At 36.5% G+C, this 17,074-nt stretch carries 15 protein-coding genes; 2 read left to right on the top strand and 13 right to left on the bottom strand.

The window, feature by feature from the left end:
* Positions 1 to 195: 195 nt before the first annotated feature.
* The 7 genes from ACESM9_RS09460 to tig form a co-directional block, all read right to left on the bottom strand.
* Positions 196 to 912 (bottom strand): CPBP family intramembrane glutamic endopeptidase, encoded by a 717-nt coding sequence (locus tag ACESM9_RS09460; protein WP_372997627.1) that lies wholly within the window; start codon positions 910 to 912, stop codon positions 196 to 198.
* Positions 913 to 945: 33 nt separating this feature from the next.
* Positions 946 to 1,536, bottom strand: coding sequence for a ribosome biogenesis GTP-binding protein YihA/YsxC (gene yihA / locus ACESM9_RS09465; RefSeq protein ID WP_372997629.1), 591 nt, complete (start codon positions 1,534 to 1,536; stop codon positions 946 to 948).
* Positions 1,526 to 3,859: an endopeptidase La gene (gene lon, locus ACESM9_RS09470; RefSeq protein ID WP_372997631.1), complete on the bottom strand. Its 2,334-nt coding sequence runs from the start codon at positions 3,857 to 3,859 to the stop codon at positions 1,526 to 1,528. Before lon ends, yihA begins: the two co-directional genes overlap by 11 nt.
* A gap of 209 nt (positions 3,860 to 4,068) precedes the next feature.
* On the bottom strand, positions 4,069 to 5,781 hold the full coding sequence (lonB, locus tag ACESM9_RS09475; protein WP_372997633.1) for an ATP-dependent protease LonB: 1,713 nt from the start codon (positions 5,779 to 5,781) through the stop codon (positions 4,069 to 4,071).
* A gap of 322 nt (positions 5,782 to 6,103) precedes the next feature.
* Positions 6,104 to 7,402, bottom strand: a complete 1,299-nt coding sequence (gene clpX, locus ACESM9_RS09480) for an ATP-dependent protease ATP-binding subunit ClpX (RefSeq protein WP_372997635.1) — start codon at positions 7,400 to 7,402, stop codon at positions 6,104 to 6,106.
* Positions 7,403 to 7,415: 13 nt separating this feature from the next.
* Entirely contained in the window at positions 7,416 to 8,000 is a 585-nt protein-coding gene (gene clpP / locus ACESM9_RS09485; RefSeq protein WP_372997637.1) for an ATP-dependent Clp endopeptidase proteolytic subunit ClpP, read from the bottom strand.
* 28 nt (positions 8,001 to 8,028) lie between these two features.
* A complete protein-coding gene (gene tig / locus ACESM9_RS09490) occupies positions 8,029 to 9,315 on the bottom strand; it encodes a trigger factor (protein WP_372997639.1) in 1,287 nt (428 codons plus the stop codon).
* A gap of 346 nt (positions 9,316 to 9,661) precedes the next feature.
* Here tig and ACESM9_RS09495 point away from each other — a divergent pair, with 346 nt between their 5' ends.
* Positions 9,662 to 10,723, top strand: coding sequence for a rhomboid family intramembrane serine protease (locus tag ACESM9_RS09495; protein ID WP_372997641.1), 1,062 nt, complete (start codon positions 9,662 to 9,664; stop codon positions 10,721 to 10,723).
* Positions 10,724 to 10,768: 45 nt separating this feature from the next.
* Here the strand turns inward: ACESM9_RS09495 and ACESM9_RS09500 are convergent, their stop codons facing one another.
* The 6 genes from ACESM9_RS09500 to ACESM9_RS09525 all read right to left on the bottom strand — a co-directional run bounded on the left by ACESM9_RS09500 (position 10,769) and on the right by ACESM9_RS09525 (position 16,258).
* Positions 10,769 to 11,695 carry an LD-carboxypeptidase gene (locus ACESM9_RS09500; RefSeq protein WP_372997643.1) on the bottom strand — a complete coding sequence of 309 codons (927 nt, stop codon included), beginning with the start codon at positions 11,693 to 11,695 and terminating at the stop codon, positions 10,769 to 10,771.
* Between the two features lie 13 nt (positions 11,696 to 11,708).
* On the bottom strand, positions 11,709 to 12,242 hold the full coding sequence (locus ACESM9_RS09505) for a MarR family winged helix-turn-helix transcriptional regulator (RefSeq protein ID WP_372997645.1): 534 nt from the start codon (positions 12,240 to 12,242) through the stop codon (positions 11,709 to 11,711).
* A gap of 191 nt (positions 12,243 to 12,433) precedes the next feature.
* On the bottom strand, positions 12,434 to 12,925 hold the full coding sequence (locus ACESM9_RS09510; RefSeq protein ID WP_372997647.1) for a YhcN/YlaJ family sporulation lipoprotein: 492 nt from the start codon (positions 12,923 to 12,925) through the stop codon (positions 12,434 to 12,436).
* Positions 12,926 to 13,012: 87 nt separating this feature from the next.
* Positions 13,013 to 14,269, bottom strand: coding sequence for a tyrosine--tRNA ligase (gene tyrS / locus ACESM9_RS09515; RefSeq protein WP_372997649.1), 1,257 nt, complete (start codon positions 14,267 to 14,269; stop codon positions 13,013 to 13,015).
* 40 nt (positions 14,270 to 14,309) lie between these two features.
* Positions 14,310 to 14,564 (bottom strand): putative signal transducing protein, encoded by a 255-nt coding sequence (locus tag ACESM9_RS09520; protein ID WP_372997651.1) that lies wholly within the window; start codon positions 14,562 to 14,564, stop codon positions 14,310 to 14,312.
* A gap of 32 nt (positions 14,565 to 14,596) precedes the next feature.
* On the bottom strand, positions 14,597 to 16,258 hold the full coding sequence (locus ACESM9_RS09525; RefSeq protein ID WP_372997653.1) for a nucleoside kinase: 1,662 nt from the start codon (positions 16,256 to 16,258) through the stop codon (positions 14,597 to 14,599).
* Positions 16,259 to 16,438: 180 nt separating this feature from the next.
* Between ACESM9_RS09525 and ACESM9_RS09530 the strand changes: the two genes are divergently transcribed.
* Positions 16,439 to 16,882: a DUF2935 domain-containing protein gene (locus tag ACESM9_RS09530; RefSeq protein ID WP_372997655.1), complete on the top strand. Its 444-nt coding sequence runs from the start codon at positions 16,439 to 16,441 to the stop codon at positions 16,880 to 16,882.
* Positions 16,883 to 17,074: the final 192 nt, after the last annotated feature.

Here is a 17,074-nt window from a genome sequence, read left to right on the forward strand (position 1 = left end):
GGTATTCTATAATAATGCCCAGGATATAGATTGGACAGGTATCTTTTGCTTTAAGCTACCTGTCCTTTTATCTATCCTTTCTTCTATTTCACCCTCATCGACTATTGCCTAGTAAATTTAACAATCGTTGGATCTACTTCGTCAAAAGTGAAATTGAATATTTGAATCTACAAAGATGGGGATATCTTGGTTTCTTTATAAATCTGCAAATATAAGCAGTAATACGGTACTGAGATTGAATGCCATATGTGCCGTCACTGCAGCGAAGTATCCTTTTTTCTCATACATCCGGGTACAAAATAATGCTAATCCAAAAAAAGATGGTATGCCGCTTAAATTATAGTGAGCTATGGTGAATATGGCTGCTGATAAAGATGCTGCAAAAGCTCTGGGCATTCTGGGCAGAAAAATCTTGTCATATAGAAAATATCTAAAAACATACTCTTCTACAAAGGGTGCAAAGATCACAATGATAAAAAACAAAATAAACCTGACCCAGGAACTGGATTCGTAAAAATCCATAACAACCTCCTGGGGCTGAACCTCACTCTTTATAAAGAAATCTAATATATTGACATATATAGCATTTACTATTGTAAGGAGCGTCTTTACAATCAATGTCATAACAGTAACATTCAATATGCTGCTTATATCAAATCTCCATACATTAATGTCCCTCATATAGCTCTCGCCTTCATTTCCAATGAGATGATAGCTATATAGAAGCAGCAATACCACAATAAATGGTATAAAATTCTCTGTAAAAACTGCTCCAAACCAGTATAAAATAGTAAGGATGATAATTACAAAGGTTTTCTTATCCTTGAGAAAAACTCTGTATAACTGAAGATAAATTGGTGTGTTTACTATCAGAAATACAAAGATATATACTATATAACGAGTTGCATCCAAGAGTCCCCCTCCTCAATAAAACAAAGAATAAACCTACGATTCTTGTATAGACCTCACCATTTCTTCCCAGAGTTCTTCTCTTCCACTATGGTTTTCTGAAGAATAGGGTATAATTATATCTCTTTCATCGGTTCCTAGAGTCTCTTTAATTATCTTTATATTTTTAAATAAAGCATTATTACTTATTTTATCTCTCTTTGTTGCTACGACTATTACCCTTCCTCTATAATGCTTTATGAAATCATACATCATCTTATCATCTGAGGTAGGCTTGTGCCGTATGTCTACCAAAAGCACAACAGATTTAAGATTCTCCCTGTTTATAAGGTATTCTTCTATCATGGAAGCCCATTTCAGTTTTTCAGCTTTTGAAACCGCCGCGTATCCATAGCCGGGAAGATCCACCAAAACCAGTTCTTCGTTAATCATAAAAAAGTTGATGGTTCTGGTTTTCCCCGGATTAGAGCTAACCTTTACAAGCTTTTTACGATTTAAAAGAGAGTTAATCAAAGAAGATTTTCCCACATTGGACCTGCCGGCGAAAGCTATCTCCGGCAGGTCTCCTTCTGGGTATTGGCTGCTTGAAACAGCACTGATCAAAAATCTGCAATCCTTAATTATCATTTTCCTCACCTCTGTACAGAGCCTGCTCCAGTACTTCATCCATATTTTCAACTAATATGAATTCCAAGGTTTTCTTTACATTGGCGGGGATTTCCTCCAAATCCTTCTCATTTTCTCTAGGAAGGATAACTTTCTTTATTCCTGCTCTGTTGGCTGCTAAAGCCTTCTCTTTTAAGCCGCCTATAGGCAAGACTCTACCTCTCAAAGTAATTTCTCCTGTCATGGCCACATCCTTCCTGACAGGTATGTTAGTTAGGGCAGAGATTAAAGCAGTAGCCATAGTTATTCCTGCAGAAGGCCCATCCTTGGGTATTGCGCCTTCAGGCACATGGACATGTATATCAAGGTTTTTGCTGAAATCCTTATCTATGCCAAGTTTATCTGCCTTGGAGCGAATATAGCTAAGACCTGCCTTTGCTGACTCCTTCATCACATCTCCCAAATGTCCTGTGAGCTCCAGCTTTCCAGTTCCAGGCATAGTAGTGACTTCGATAAACAATGTGTCACCACCTACAGGAGTCCATGCAAGACCAGTCACAACTCCAACTTCATTTTTCAAATTAGCTACATCAAATCTGTATCTGGGTATTCCCAGGAATTTTTTCAGGTTTCCCGGATTGATTCTTACAGTTTTCTTATTCTTTTCAACAATTTCTGTGGCAGCTTTTCTGATAACCTTTGCCAGTTCCCTCTCCAGACTTCTTACGCCGGATTCTCTGGTATATTTGTTTATTATATCCCTTATGGCTGCCTCGGAAATGGATATGTTGTCAGGCTCCAGTGAATGTTCCTTAATCTGCTTAGGCAGGAGATATTTGCTTGCGATGTTCAACTTTTCTTCCTCTGTATAACCAGATAGATGGATTATCTCCATCCTGTCCAGCAACGGTGCCGGTATGGTTTCTGTAGTGTTTGCCGTTGTCAGGAACATTACCTTGGATAAGTCAAAGGGTAGCTCAAGATAATGATCCCTGAAATCCTTATTTTGCTCTGCATCTAAAACCTCCAACAAAGCGGAAGCCGGATCTCCTCTGAAATCGCTGCTCATCTTGTCTATCTCATCTAATAGAAATAAAGGATTCTTAGTGCCTGCTTGTTTCATATAATATATGATTCTTCCAGGTATAGCCCCTATATAAGTTCTTCTGTGTCCCCTGATTTCTGCTTCATCTCGTACCCCACCAAGGGACATCCTTACAAATTTTCTTCCCATGGCTCGGGCAATAGATTTGGCTATTGAGGTCTTACCTACACCAGGAGGTCCTACAAGGCATAGTATAGGTCCTTTCATATTGTTAGAAAGTCTTCTTATGGCCAAATATTCCAATACCCTTTCCTTAACTTTCTTCAAGCCATAATGATCTTCATCAAGAACTTTTCTTGCATTTTTTATATCAAGATTATCTTCTGTCTCATTATTCCAAGGCAAATCAAAAATCCAGTCCAGGTAAGTACGAATTACTCCAGACTCCGGTGAACCCGGTGACATCTTGCTAAGCCTGTCTATTTCCTTTTCAACCTTATTTACTACCTCTTCAGGCAGCTCCAGCTTGGACATTTTATCCTTGTACTCTTCTATATCCTCTTCAAAACCGTCTTTATCTCCCAATTCCTTTTGAATAGCCTTCAACTGTTCCCTTAAATAGTATTCCTTTTGTGTCTTATCTATCTGCTTCCTTACTCTGTTATTAATTTTTCTCTCCAGTTCAAGGATATCAAGTTCCTTTACTATAACAGAATAAAGGTTCTCCAGCCTGTCTTTTACATCAAATTTCGCTAGTATATTTTGCTTTTCCTCTATTTTTATAGTCATATTTGAGGCTATGATATCGGCAAGCCTATCAGCATCCTCAACTGTAGAAATTGTAACAAGTATTTCCGGTGCGATTTTAGGATTTAGTTTAACATATTCTTCAAAGGCATCTGTAACGCTTCTCTTCAATGCCTGGATTTCCGAATCTTCCTCATCTATATCATTGCTATGCTCAACTACATCTGCAAGAAAAAAGGGTTCATCGGATACTATCGAATGTATTTCTGCTCTGGATATCCCTTCTACCAAAACTCTGATGGTATCTCCAGGAAGTTTCAATAGCTGTTTTACTTTTGATATAGTCCCTACTCTGTAGAAGTCGTCTTCTTCAGGCAAATCCGTATTTGCATCCATCTGTGTTACAAGGAATATAAGCTGATCATTTATCATGGCCTCTTCCAATGCCTTTATGGATTTTTCTCTGCCTACATCAAAGTGAAGAACCATATATGGGAATATGCTTAGCCCTCTTAGAGGAAGGAGAGGCAGCCTTTTAATGTTGCTCGACATAACGATCACTCCTGTATAATGATTATGTTGTAATAATTTTCTTCCCCCATGTCTAGTATATTATATATTTATAAATTGTTTAAAGCAACCATTTTTTAACCACAAGAAAGTATGATTCAAAAGAAGGAGACCCCATACTACCTCGAAAAGCAATGGGGCCTCACAATCTTCCAAGGATCATCTCTCTTTCTCCAATATACCCTGATAATTTACTGTATCGAAGTAATATTAGCATTGTTTTGCATAGGCTTTACTCCATTAGCTGCTAACAAACCGGTATCCGGTATGGCAGTGAGAGGTTTGATCCTTTGCTTACCATTCTTAAGGGCTACTTCTATAACTTCCTTTATATCCTCTACAGGTATTACCTCTATTCCAATACTATTCAGGATATCCTGGTAATTCTCCTTTGGTATTATGACTCTCTTTCCACCGGCAGCCTTTGCAGCTTCGACTTTTGCCACTATGCCTCCTACCGGGATAACCTTTCCCCTTATTGATATTTCACCGGTCATTGCTATATTATTATCTACCGGGGTATCAGTTATAGCTGAATATACAGCCACTGCAACAGCTATGCCCGCTGAAGGGCCGTCTACCGGCACTCCTCCAGGAAAATTCAAGTGGATATCAAAGTCCGATGGGTTCACATCTAAGTACTTTTTCATCACTGTCAATACATTTTCCACAGAGGATTTTGCCATGCTCTTTCTTTTTATCTTTTTGCCGTCATTGGAGCCAATTTCCTCTTCATCTACTATACCTGTAACTGTAAGCTTACCTTTTCCTTTATCTGCAGGTGAAACTGATGCCTCTATCTCCAATATTGTTCCCATGTTTGGCCCATATACAGCCAATCCATTGACATATCCTACCTGAGGTTCCTGGCATATTTTTTTCTCCGGTCGCGGGTTATATTGACCACTATTGATAACCCATTCTATATCTCTTACCAGAACTTTATTTCGACCCTCATTGATGTTTATACCTACTGCTGTTTGAATGATATTAACTGCTTCCCTACCATTAGTTGCATATTTTGCTATGACATCAGGAACACCCTTTTCCATGTCAAAGGATATTTTCTTCATGGCATTCTCACATACCTTCTTTATCTCATCAGGGCTTAAGGCCTTAAAGTATATCTCAAGACATCTGGATCTGAGAGCAGGAGGTATTGATTCAGGGCCTCTGGTTGTAGCTCCTATTAGCCTGAAATCTGCAGGTAGCCCGTTTTGAAATATGTCATGAATATGAAAGGGTATATGCGGGTCTTCAGAATTATAGTATGCGCTTTCCAGAAATACTTTTCTGTCCTCTAACACTTTAAGCAGCTTATTCATTTGAATAGGATGAAGCTCCCCTATTTCATCTATAAAGAGCACACCACCGTGGGCTTTTGTTACAGCCCCTGGTTTTGGCTGAGGTATGCCTGCCTGCCCCATTGCCCCTGCTCCTTGATATATAGGATCGTGAACTGAGCCAATAAGTGGGTCTGCGATTCCTCTTTCATCAAATCTGACGGTTGTGGCATCTATTTCTATAAACTTGGCATCCATTCTGAAGGGGCTGTTTTTGGTTCTTTTAGCTTCTTCCAAAACAAGTCTGGCTGCTGCAGTTTTACCTACTCCAGGAGGGCCATATATTATCACATGCTGCGGATTGGGGCTGCATAAGGCAGCCTTCAAGGATTTTATGCCATTTTCTTGACCCACAATATCTTCAAAGCTTGAGGGTCTGGTAAGTTCTGAAAGGGGCTTAGTAAGCTTAATTTCCCTCATCTTTTGTAATTTTTCCAACTCTTTTTTTGATTCTTTCTCCACTACAACTTTGTTTCCTTGCTGTCCTTTAAGCATATTGAAAAAATATAAACCCATTACCAGAAGAAAGAACAGCTGTACAAAAAATAAAACTTGAGACATGTTTTTTGCCTCCCTCACAATTGATTAGCTGTCATTAATATTATTGGATTCTATGGTTTTTTTTATCCTGTAGATTTGTTACTGCTAAAAATTTCATTAAAATTTATTTGAAACCACTAAAAACACTGAAGTGCACGGCTTTTTTATAAAGTGCTTCGATACGTAGTAAAATAGAATAGGTATATGCGAAATTAGATGCATTATCTAGAGGATTCCTTATATGTCCTTTTGCTGTTTGCGAGATAATAATGGCATTGATGACTTCATAAAGAAAAACCACCGAAATGCTGAGATTTCGATGGTTTTTGTATCATATATCGTTTTATGAAGCTGTTTCCCTTTTGGGTTTACCGCTTCTTTTATTTTGCTTTTTCGGAGTCTTTTTGGTGCCAGGTTCCAGATATACTATTTCTGGCTGTTTGTGTTCTAAAATGGTTTCCTTGGATATTATGCATTTATCCACATCATCTCTTGAGGGTATATCATACATAACATCACGCATAATGTCTTCCAAAATAGCTCTAAGTCCTCTGGCTCCCGTCTTTCTCTCAAGCGCAAGCTTTGCTATTTCCTTCAATGCTTCATCTTCAAACTCCAAATCCACATTATCCATTTCAAACAGTTTTTTGTACTGTTTAACAAGTGCGTTTTTAGGCTCCTTCAATATCTGAACTAGAGCTTCCTCATCAAGGGAATTTAGTGTAACAATGATGGGAAGTCTGCCTACAAACTCGGGTATAAGACCGAATTTCAGCAAATCTTCAGGGAGTATATTCTTTAATATTTCTCCAACATCCTTGCTGCCTTTGGATTGAATATCAGCCACAAAGCCCATGGATTTTTTTCCTGTTCTATTCATAATAATCTTATCTAATCCATCAAAGGCTCCCCCACATATAAACAATATGTTTGTGGTGTCAATCTGAATAAATTCCTGATGAGGATGTTTTCTCCCGCCTTGAGGCGGTACACTGGCTACAGTACCCTCTAGTATTTTAAGAAGAGCCTGTTGAACACCTTCGCCTGATACATCCCTTGTAATGGAAGGATTCTCAGATTTTCTGGCAATCTTATCAATCTCATCTATATAAACTATGCCCTTTTCTGCTCTTTCGATATCATAATCTGCATTTTGAATAAGTTTAAGCAATATGTTCTCTACATCTTCACCTACATATCCAGCTTCCGTAAGAGAAGTGGCGTCAGCAATGGCAAAAGGCACATTAAGCATTTTGGCCAAAGTCTGAGCTAATAGAGTCTTGCCGGAACCTGTGGGCCCAATCAGTACAATATTGCTTTTTTGAAGCTCTACATCATCGTATTTATCATCAGAATTTATCCTCTTGTAGTGGTTATACACTGCTACAGCCATTGATTTTTTTGCTTCGTCTTGCCCTATTACATATTTGTCCAGGAAATCCTTAATGTCCGCAGGTTTAGGTACATCTTTAACATCTAAATCTACTTCATCCTCGAATTCTTCATCAATAATTTCTTGGCAAAGCTCTATGCATTCATCACAAATATAAACTCCTGGTCCCGCAATAAGTCTCCTGACCTGATCCTGATTCTTACCGCAAAAGGAGCATTTGAGCTGTTTCTTATCCTCAAATTTGGCCATACATACACCTCTTTTACTTTCTCTTTATTAGAATGTCGTCAATTATACCGTAAGCCTTAGCCTCCTCTGATGACATGAAATAATCTCTCTCCACGTCTTTTTCAACCTTTTCCAAGGGTTGGCCGGTCTTTTCACTTAAAATTCTATTTAATGTCTTTTTGGTCCTTATAAGTCTTTCAGCATGAATTATAACATCAGTAGCCTGACCTCTTGCACCGCCTAGGGGTTGATGTATCATTATTTCGCTATTTGGCAATGCAAATCTTTTACCCTTGGTACCTGCAGCCAGCAGGAATGCTCCCATACTTGCAGCCATACCGATACATATGGTTGAAACATCAGGCTTTATAAATTGCATTGTATCATATATTGCCATGCCTGCAGTTATTGATCCACCTGGGCTGTTAATATAAAGATTAATATCCTTTTCAGGATCCTCTGCTTCCAAAAATAGCAACTGCGCAACAACCAAAGAAGCGGTTACATCATTGACCTCATCACCTAGGAAAACTATCCTATCCTTTAACAGTCTTGAATAAATATCATAGGATCTTTCCCCTCTATTAGTTTGCTCTACTACTATAGGAACTAGACTCATAAAAAAACCTCCTTACCAATGTATATCGCTATTTGCTAACACTGTTATTGACTAAAAAGTCGATGGTTTTTTGTACCTCTAATCCTTCTTTGATATACTCAATATCTCTTTCCTTTAATGCCTTTTTAAACTTTTCAACATCTTGATTGTACTGTTTTGCAGTCTTTTCAATCTCTTCTTCCAGTTCTTCTTCTGTAACTTCAATGCTTTCTGCCTTAGTAATGGCTTCTAACACAAGTTGAGTCTTAACTCGATCCCTAGCAGTATCTTTATAGGATTCTTTCATCTCCTCATAGCCTATGTTCATATATTTCATATATGAATTTAAATCCAAACCTTGATATCTAAGCTGATAATCAAAATCATTAAGCATTGATTCAACCTGATTATCTATCATTACATCTGGAATGTCAACTTCGGCATTTTCAACAACCTTTTTGATAACATTGTTTTCATACTCACTCTTAGCAATTCTCTCTGCTTCTTCAGTCTTTTTCTTCTTTATGTCTTCTTTTAACTCATCTAGGGTATCAAATTCGCTTACATCTTTTGCAAATTCATCATCTAAAGGCAGCAATTCCTTTTCTTTGATCTCTTTTACAGTAACCTTAAAAAGAGCTGGTTTGCCTGCTAATTCCTCAGCTCTATAGTCTTCAGGGAATGTGACATTTACATCAACTTCATTGCCTATGGTTGCTCCTACCAACTGTTCTTCAAAACCTGGTATGAATTGACCTGAACCGATTTCCAACTTATAGTTTTCTGCTGTACCGCCTTCAAATTGTTCATCATTGACAAAACCTTTGAAATCTATGGTTGTTATATCTCCCATTTTAACAGGTCTGTCAGTGACATCAATTATTCTGGCATTCTTGTCTCTGAGAATTTCCAATTCCTTAGAAATATCATCATCTGTAACATTATACTCTTTTTTCTCAACTTCTATTCCCTTGTAATCTCCCAGTTGAACTTCTGGTTTTACAGTGACTTCTGCTTTGAATACTATTCCCTTTCCACTTTCAATATCTATTATATCTATAGTGGGTCTATCAACCGGGTGAAGATCATGTTCCTTTACTGCTTCATTATAAGCATCAGGACACACTTCGTTTATGGCGTCCTCATAAAATACTCCTTCACCATAATATTTCTCAATAAGCTTTCTTGGTGCTTTTCCCTTTCTAAAACCGGGCAAATTAAACTTCTTAACATTTTTTATATATGCTTTTGCTATTCCTTCCTCCAGCTTTTCTGCTGAAACTGTTATTTCTAATGTAGCAACGTTTTTTTCTAATTTTTCTAATTTAGAGCTCATCGGTATCCTCCTTATATATAAACTAAATTTAAACAATAAAATAATAATCCCAGTTTGACCACTTTATTATAACACAATGGAAGTCCATATCAAGCATTTTTGCTATTTTTTCTACATTGTTTCTTCTATTGTCCCTTTCTTCGTACAATTTATTATTTCCAATTTATTCTTAAAAGCATACTCATAATCTTAATTATTCATCATAACTATTGTCCATATATATATTACTATATGATAAACATAATTTCATCCTACTAAACTATATCATTAATCATTGAATTTATATTGATTATTATTATTACATGATATAAAGTAAAACATAATAAAAGTATTGGAGGAAGTTTTTATGGATGACATGGAAAATAGATTTGAAGATACAAACGAAATAATATATGTAGAGCCTCCAAAAGCAACTTTAACTACTTGGCTTATCATTATTAATGCTGCAATATATATAGCCATAACTGTTTATTCAGCTTTGACAGGTATAGATTTTAATGAAGCACTATATATTTTTGGAGCTAAAGTAAATCTTGATATAATGTCAGGTCAATACTGGCGCTTTGTCACTCCCATCTTTCTGCATGCAAGCATCATGCATTTGCTCCTTAACTGCTATTCTTTGTATTGGGTCGGAAGCCTTGCGGAAAGATTGTATGGTCATGGTAAATTCATGGTAATATATCTATTGGCAGGAATCTTTGGCAATATAATAAGCTTTATATTTTCTCCTAATCCCGGTGTAGGCGCCTCCGGTTCCATATTTGGTCTCCTTGGAGCCCTTTTATATTTCGGTGTTGAAAATCCCAGACTTTTCAGAGGTTATTTTGGCCATAATATAATAATCACCATAATCATAAATATTGTCTATGGGTTCACTCAACCAGGAATAGATAATTTTGCGCACTTAGGAGGATTATTGGGGGGCTTTCTGGCAGCCGGAATTGTAAAATTAAAAGGTACATCCTTAAAGTGGTTGAGAAGACCTGTTTTCATTATTATCACACTTTTTGTTCTTGCCTCTTCCCTTATCTATGGATTCAACAATCCCCAAAACCTGTCCATAATAAAGGTTGAAGAATTAGATAGACTTATATCTGAAGGTTCTTATAAGGAAGCTGATAAATTGGGTAAAGAAATTTTAAGCCTGAAGCCAAAGGATAACTATATAAGACTGAGAACTCTATGGTCATTAGTTGTGGCAACTGCTTCTCAGGATAAGTATACAGAGGCTTTTGATTATGCTGATGACATAATAGCATTGGATGCTCCTCGAGGTCATTATTTACGAGGTTTATTATATGTAGAAACAGGAGATATAAATAGAGGAAAAGAAGAATTAGAAAAGGCAAAAACCCTGGATCCAATTTTGACTGAGGCTGTAGACGAGGTACTGAATCAGTTATAAAAAAAGCAATGGGGACGGTTGTTTTTGCTTCCCATTGCTTTTTATTTATACAACTGCTGCTTCAGTAATTGCAAATCGCATGTTTTCACAATCTATATGGGCTTCAACACCTATAGGTATGGTGATATTTGGTGAACAGTGTCCAATCTTATACCCTGAGAGTATAGGCTTGCCGCAGGGCACAACAATATCTTCAATGACTTCGTCAATTGTCAGGCTTTCCTCTCCTTCCTCCGGTTCACAATCTGCCCAATCTCCGATAACAATACCAACAGCATCCTCAAATTTTCCTCCAAGCTTAAGCTGCAAAAGCATCCTATCAAGATTATAGGGTCTTTCTCCCACTTCTTCTATGAGAAGTATTTTGCCCTTTGTATCTATCTCATAGGGTGTGCCCATAGTATCTGCAAGGAGGGAAAGATTTCCCCCAACTATTTTACCTGTTGCAGCTCCTCCATTGTATGCTCTTATTGGAACATCCGGTGGATTGATTATGTCTCCCAAAGGCTCTGGATTCATCAATGCTCTATCAAAATAGTCTTTGCTTAGTTTGTCCAATCCCTTTTTGGCAAAACTAGCTACCATAGGTCCATGAAATGTTATCAAACCAGTCTTTTGCAAAAATGCAGTATGAAGGGTTGTAATGTCGCTATAACCTATAAATATTTTAGGGTTATTTTTTATTAAGTCATAGTCAATCATATCAAGAATCCTCATAGTGCCATATCCGCCTCTTATGCAGAATATAGCATCTACTTCCTTATCACCGAACATCATGTTTATATCATGTGCTCTTAGCTCATCACTTCCTGACAGATATCCTCTAGATTGAAATATGGATTCACCCCATTTAACATTATATCCGGCAGACTTCACCCACTCTATACAAGCCTTGGCTTTACTTTCCGGAACTGAGCTTGATGGCGCTATCAAACCTATAGTATCTCCTTTTTTTAATACCTTTGGTTTCATAATTCCTCACTCCTCACCAAACGCTTTTCATAACCTCGATGCAATTACATGTAGGATTCTCCACTTTCTCCAATGCCATAGACAGAGGACATGGTCCTGTTACATGTTTTATACCTCTGCATATTTTAGCAATGGTATCAAAAGCTTTATCCAATTCTTTTTTATCCATATCCAACAAAGCATTGAATGCATCAGAATATTTATAATATAATTTCTTTGTATTGTCAAGCACATCAATACCTTGTTGTGTTATATGAACTTTGACCACACGCTTATCTATGTGATCTATTTGTTTTTTCACATAGCCTTCCTTTTCCATTCTGTTTACAAGTTCAGTTACTGTTGACATATGCCAAAGACCTTTTTCTGCTATCATTGACATTGTACATTCACCGTTTTCTCTCAGTATTATCAGAAGTTTTGATTGAGGATATGTAAGCCCTCCCATTTGAACTATCTTCTCCCAATCATCTATTAAGCATTTATTCATAGCAAGATATACATAGTTCAGCTTATGAATACTTATTACTGCTTCCTCTTTATCCATTGCAACCCCTCCAAATAAATACTTTGTATACTTATATCATACAACAATTGTTTGTTAAATATCAAGCATAATATATATAATTTCGTATATTATTTGTAATAAAAATATATTTAAAAAAACTAAGACCTAAGGAAATCATGTCCTAGATCTTAGTTTTTCTAGTATATTTAATTCATGTTCTTCATTTCCTATTACTGTTTCTCAGGTGTTACTCTTTTAACAATTCTATCAAGCTCATCCCTGAAACTTTCAACAGGCTTGCCATTTCTTATATCATTTGATATTCTCGTTATCTTTTGAATAAAATCTGCATCTGCGCTAACATATACTGTGTCTATATCTGAATCCACGCTTCTTGCTGTATTGGCTACTTCCTCTTTTATTTGCTGAATTTCAGAAGTATTATCTATTCCGCTATCTGTATCCAAATTAACTCCTATATATGCTATATTTCCATTGGTAACTGCGGTCACATTCTTAATGCCAGGAATCTTGCTTACTGCCTGTGCAATATTATCTGCTTCTGTTGCCGGAGTTCCAAGCTCGGGGCTATAACTTCCACTATCTTTTCTATTATTATCATAGGTATTATCTGGCATTCTTCTATTGATACAGCCAGAAAAAATAACAGTAATACCAAGTATGATGAACATAATAGTAAGCTTGTTCTTTATATATTTCATATATTCACCCCTTGTTACATTAAATCTATAATATTTTTTGCTCAGGAGCAAAATATATGAGTGTAATATTTTGATTATCTGTTAATATTATTTTGTAATCCTCAGGACAAGCTTATCTCCAACAATTATATAAAATTTATCAAAAAATATGGTGCTTATATCTGCATCGCTATTCAATACATATGTTAGACAACCTCCATCACAGCTTAAAGCCCTGGCTCCTCCTGTCCTTACCATGTCTTCCGCTTCCGGTAATGTAAAATCTGTTGATGCTGCAATAAACTCTCCTATTGTCATCTTGCTTCCATGTATCATTCTAATTTCTTTAGTTGGTGAGTTTTTTACTATGTCCTTTATATATTCAATATAAGCCAGTTTGCTTTCTTCTTCACCATAGAGTTTGCTCACTATTATTCTGGCCAGTACTTCTTTGATTGTCTCCATATTTACATAACTGTTGTATATAGCTCTTTCCAATTCCATGGCAGTAGCAGGAGTGATTTCAGTCAGAAGCTTGTACCAAAGCAGGACATATCTGTCCTCAAGCTTCCCAATCTTATGAAAAATATTTACAGGATCCTCATCTATTGAAAATATATTACCCTGTGGCAGTGCATATGTAGTCATAATAACCTCAGGCTTCATTCCCTTTGCTTCCATCATCCTTCTGCACATGTGCAAATTATCAAATTGATCTTCTCTTCCCAGTTCCAAATCAGGTTTAATCTGCAGTGTGTCAAATCCCATCATCAAGGAATACATCAACTCGGCATAAGATACCTCTTCATCATTACTAAGCTTTTTTCTGAAATCTTCTCGATTTAGTGTAGAGGAAACCTCCAAATTCATCATTACTTCCATAAGATCCGGTAGCTTTAATTCATTAAGCCAGGAGCTATTGAAAGGCATATCAATTTTAGTAGTTTCAATGAATCGAGATAAATCCTTCTTCAGATTTTTTACATTGGCTTCTATCTTCTTCTTATTAAGTTTTTTCTGCTTAATACTTGAGTCCGATGGATCACCTATAAGAGCCGTAAAATCTCCTATCAAAAACACGATTTTATGACCCATCCTCTGCAATTTGCTGAGAAGAACTATAGGTACCATGTGATCTATCATGATATCAGTATCCATTGGGTCCATGCCGAACTTTACTACTAAGCTTCTGTTGTCTTTCTTAGATTGAAGCAGTTCTTCAATCAACTCATCCTGTGGATAAATATGAGAACAAGCCAGCTTTATTAAACCCATCTGTTCTTCCGCATCCATGTGGTTCAGGTTTCTCTTAAAATCAGAGCATTCCTTTTCCAGTTCTGAGATAAAGCCCATAACATCAAACATTTTCTACCCTCCGTTTTCCGGCATACTTGACATACACCTTTTACTCTTCGTAGTTGCTGGGATAGTCTGAATATTCTTCATTGAGATTTATGCTTTCCAATATCTCCTTAGCTTGCTCATAGTCTTCAGGCTTTACGAAAATATCCACTCCCAATGTTGTGCCCATTATCACCTTCATATACCCCTTAATTCCTTTATACTTTCTCATGGAAACAATACCGCACTCTTTAAGAAATCCCTCTACTATATCCGCTTCTACATCATTATATACCTGTAAGAGGTGAACAAGATCCATGATAAACTACCCTCCCTAAACCTATTTTTTTCTTATACGTGAAAGCAACTATTGCCAATAAATTCTCTAAGTATAGAATTATTAGGTACAAACTTTGCATCCGCATGCAGCAGGTAGTCCAGGAATTTTATGAGCCTTTTGGCCTCCACATATTCAACCATGGTCTTGTCAATTTTCTGCAGTAGAGGCATAGCTATATTCTTAAGTATGCTAAGCTCGTATACCAAGGATGAGTTAAACATTATATCCGCTGCTTCCTGATATGGATAAATATATTTATCCTCTCCGCTTCTCACAGAATCCCATCTTCTAATGGTTGTCAGTGCATCGGTTGAACGGAATTGATAATCCCTGACCATTCTTCTTATCAATCTCAGGTCTGAAGTAGGTATTCTGTTATGATTATCCACATTTAGATGGGTAAGAGGGCTAATGTATATCTTGTATTTCTTTTTATCGTCAATGTGCTGAGTCAGCCTCTCGTTTAATCCATGTATGCCTTCCACAAGAAGCACATGCTCATCGGATATTTTAAGCCTTCTTCCTCTCCATTCTCGACTACCGGTGTGGAAATTAAAATAAGGAAGTTCCACTTCTTCACCTGCTATAAGCTTGTTTATAAGTTCATTGAACAAATCAATGTCTATGGCTTCAATGGTTTCGAAGTCATATTCCCCTTCAGGAGTCTTTGGTGTATCCTCTCTGTTTTTGAAAAAATCATCAATGGATATGGCTACTGTTTTCAGTCCGTTTACCTTTAATTGTATGGACAATCTTTGAGTAAATGTGGTCTTTCCAGAAGAAGATGGTCCGGATATTAGTATGAGTTTTTTCTTCTCTTTGGAAGAACATATGCTATCTGCAATTTGGGCTAGTTTCTTTTCATGTAGAGCTTCTGCTATCAAAATAAGATCATTTATCTTACCCTTTAATATATAGTCATTTAACTGACTTATATTTTCTATCTCCATTATCTTACCCCACTCTTCAAACTCTCGATAAATACTGAAGAGCTTCGGCTGATCATAAAACTCGGGTATTTCTCTCGGGTTATCTCTTGTTGGGAATCGCAACACAACTCCTGGTGGGTAGTATAATAATTCGAATTTATCCAAGTAACCTGTAGAAGGAACAAGATAACCATAGAAGTAATCATGATAATCCATGCAGCTATATATATTGATAGAATCCTTTTTTCTGTGTTCTAAAAGCTCCAGCTTATCATATTGGCTAGTCTGAGAAAAAAGCTTTTCGGCTTCAGATTTTGAGTATTTTCTCTTAACAAAAGGTAAATCTTTATCTGCTATTTCTCTCATTTTCTCTTCAATTTTTTTTACTAATTCTTCATTCAGGGGATCAGAGTTATGTATCTCACAATATAAGCCTTTACTTAATGAGTGCTCCACCGCAACCTTGCAGCCCTTCAGTACTTCCTTAGCAGCTATTATGAATAAAAAGCTCAGGCTTCTCGTGTAAAATCTATTTCCATAGGAAGAAGTGATATCCACAAACTTAACATTTGAGTCCTCTTCCAAAGCATATGCCAATTCTCTAAGGTTATTATTGACTATAGCACCCAGGATCCTATGCTTGTATTCATGTTGTACATCCTCTGCAATCTTTAGCAAATTTGTGGATTTGGGATATTGGTAAGCCCGGCCATTGTCTAGAGAAACTCTAATCATTTCTCCCATAGCTTTCAACCCCTTTCCAATTTTGATTATATCTTATTTTATCATATATGTATTATTTTTTCAGATTATTATTTAAATCATAAATATTGCTCATTTTGTCCAGTTCTAATATTTTTAATTCTCAATCATATATTTAGTAATAAATAATCTTTTTTTAATAAGTTCTGAAGGAGGGTCTTTATGTATTGTTTAGCGGTAGTTACAGGCATCAATTGTGTTATCAATGAACTCAATATATGGACAGAAATATCCAGTGAACATCCCATATTCTTAAAGACTGTAGCAGAGCTGACAGATAAAAAACTTACGGAAGAATTGGTCCTAGGTTTGAATGATATAAACAGAAGATTTTCAGTTCTGAACAGAAGAGTTAGAAATTTATACAGACAAAATTATAATTTTTCATATTATGTACTACCTAATTCAAAGATGAGGGTTATTGAACTGTGCAGAAGGTTTCTGCAGCTTGATAGAGAAGCTATAAGGCTGTATGAGGAGCTAGAAGATGTAGGTAGGGAGGATAGAGTATGGCAGACTCTTATAGAGCATATAATCCAAGAACAGAAATATATGTATAGGTTGTTTGACAAGCTTTTGGAACAGATTCAAGGAAGTGGATGTTGAAAAATATTGTAACTTGTAAATTTGTTGTAACAAATGGGGTTTTGCTATACCATTATTCATGATTTTTGTATATAATTACATTACAAGGATTATTGGTAAATTAGTGCTAATACTCTTTATTCCTCCCCCTCATTCATAAATTTTGCAGCACTTGCATATAGCAAGTGCTGCTTTATTTTTTGCATTAGATAT

The sequence above is a fragment of the Lutispora sp. genome (assembly GCF_041687175.1).
Taxonomy (GTDB): Bacteria; Bacillota; Clostridia; order Lutisporales; family Lutisporaceae; genus Lutispora.